This window comes from Pseudomonas sp. NPDC089918 (genome assembly GCF_050280605.1).
In the GTDB taxonomy this organism is placed as follows: Bacteria; Pseudomonadota; Gammaproteobacteria; order Pseudomonadales; family Pseudomonadaceae; genus Aquipseudomonas.
The window spans coordinates 1-1,729 of the sequence record NZ_JBNNVP010000101.1 but is presented as its reverse complement, the minus strand read 5'-3'; the positions used below and the strand labels follow the sequence as shown (position 1 = coordinate 1,729).

Below are 1,729 nucleotides of genomic sequence, written 5' to 3'. Positions count from 1 at the left end.
GCGGCGAAAGCTTCCTGGGAAGCGGCTAATGCTTGCTTGCAGACTCACGGTGGCTTTGGCTTCGCCTGCGAATATGACGTGGAGCGCAAGTTCCGTGAAACCCGCCTGTATCAGGTTGCTCCCATCTCCACCAACCTGATCCTGTCGTACGTTGCCGAACACCTGCTCGAGCTGCCGCGCTCCTTCTAAGTGATCAGCGCAAAGCCCAGTGCGTCGGCTCAGGCAGGCGCAGCTGGGAAGCCATGACAAGAGAGATAATAATCATGAGCCAACCCAAAGGCATCCGTCCGCTCGATGGCATTACCGTCATCAGTCTTGAGCATGCCATTGCAGCACCTTTCTGCACCCGACAACTGGCCGACCTTGGCGCTCGGGTGATCAAGGTCGAACGTCCAGGCACAGGTGATTTCGCCCGAGGCTACGACCAACGCGTCAACGGCTTGGCCTCGCACTTCGTCTGGACCAATCGCTCGAAAGAAAGCCTGACCCTCGACTTGAAGCAAGACGCGGCAACCGAGGTGCTGGATAGCTTGCTGGCCACCGCCGATGTACTTGTGCAGAACCTGGCACCCGGTGCCGCCGCGCGAATGGGGCTGTCATTCGAGGTGCTGCATCAGCGCTTTCCACGGCTGATTGTCTGTGACATTTCAGGCTATGGCGTCGGTGGCCCCTATGAAAAGAAAAAAGCCTACGATCTGTTGATCCAGAGCGAAGGCGGATTTCTGTCGGTCACCGGCGGCCCGGGTGAGGAAGACATGGCCAAGGCCGGATGTTCGATCGCCGACATTGCGGCGGGCATGTACGCCTACACCGGGATTCTGTCTGCGCTGTTGTTGCGTGAACGTACCGGCGAAGGCAGCCACCTCGATGTGTCAATGCTGGAAAGCCTGGTCGAGTGGATGAACTACCCGATGTACTACGCCTACGACGGGGCTCCTCCGCCCCCTCGCGCCGGCGCCGCGCACGCGACCATTTACCCGTATGGTCCCTTCCCCATCGGTGACGGCACCACCGTGATGCTGGGTCTGCAGAACGAACGTGAGTGGCTACTGTTTTGCGACAAGGTGCTCCTTATGCCGGAACTGGCCAAAGACGAGCGTTTTTCTGCCAACTTCAAGCGCGTGGAAAACCGTCACGCGCTGCGACAACTCATCGTCGACTCGTTCTCCACACTCACCTTCGATGCCGTGTTTGAACGGCTGGAGCATGCGCAGATCGCCAACGCGAGGGTCAACGACATGCAAGGAGTTTGGGACCATCCACAACTTCAGGCCCGTGATCGCTGGCGGGAAGTCGATACCTCAATCGGCCCCATTCCAAGCCTGATACCGCCAGGCAGTAACAGCGCATTCGAACCGCGTATGGATGCCGTGCCGGGTCTTGGCCAGCACACCGAACAAGTGCTCAGGGAACTGGGGTTGGGAACAGACCGCATTGAACAGATGCGCGCAACCGGGGCGATTTAGTCGCGATCTGATAACAAACAGCCTGGCTGCAACGATCAAAGATTTTCGAGAGAACACTGCCCAATGAAGATCCTGGTATCTGTCAAACGCGTTGTGGATTACAACGTCAAGGTTCGCGTCAAGGCGGACAATTCCGGCGTCGACCTCGCCAACGTCAAGATGTCGATGAACCCGTTCTGCGAAATCGCAGTGGAAGAAGCCGTACGCCTGAAAGAGAAAGGTGTTGCGACTGAAATCGTCGTCGTCTCCATCGGCCCGTCCAC

Annotated in this window: 3 protein-coding genes; all 3 read left to right on the top strand. The window is 58.1% G+C overall.

Annotation, left to right across the window (positions count from 1 at the left end):
* Positions 1 to 189, top strand: a 189-nt coding sequence (locus ACQKPC_RS30320) for an acyl-CoA dehydrogenase family protein (RefSeq protein WP_427628325.1), incomplete at its 5' end; no start/stop codon positions are given.
* Between the two features lie 74 nt (positions 190 to 263).
* Positions 264 to 1,466, top strand: a complete 1,203-nt coding sequence (locus tag ACQKPC_RS30315; protein ID WP_427628324.1) for a CaiB/BaiF CoA transferase family protein — start codon at positions 264 to 266, stop codon at positions 1,464 to 1,466.
* 63 nt (positions 1,467 to 1,529) lie between these two features.
* Positions 1,530 to 1,729: electron transfer flavoprotein subunit beta/FixA family protein (locus ACQKPC_RS30310; protein WP_427628322.1), on the top strand; the 200-nt coding region annotated here is incomplete at its 3' end.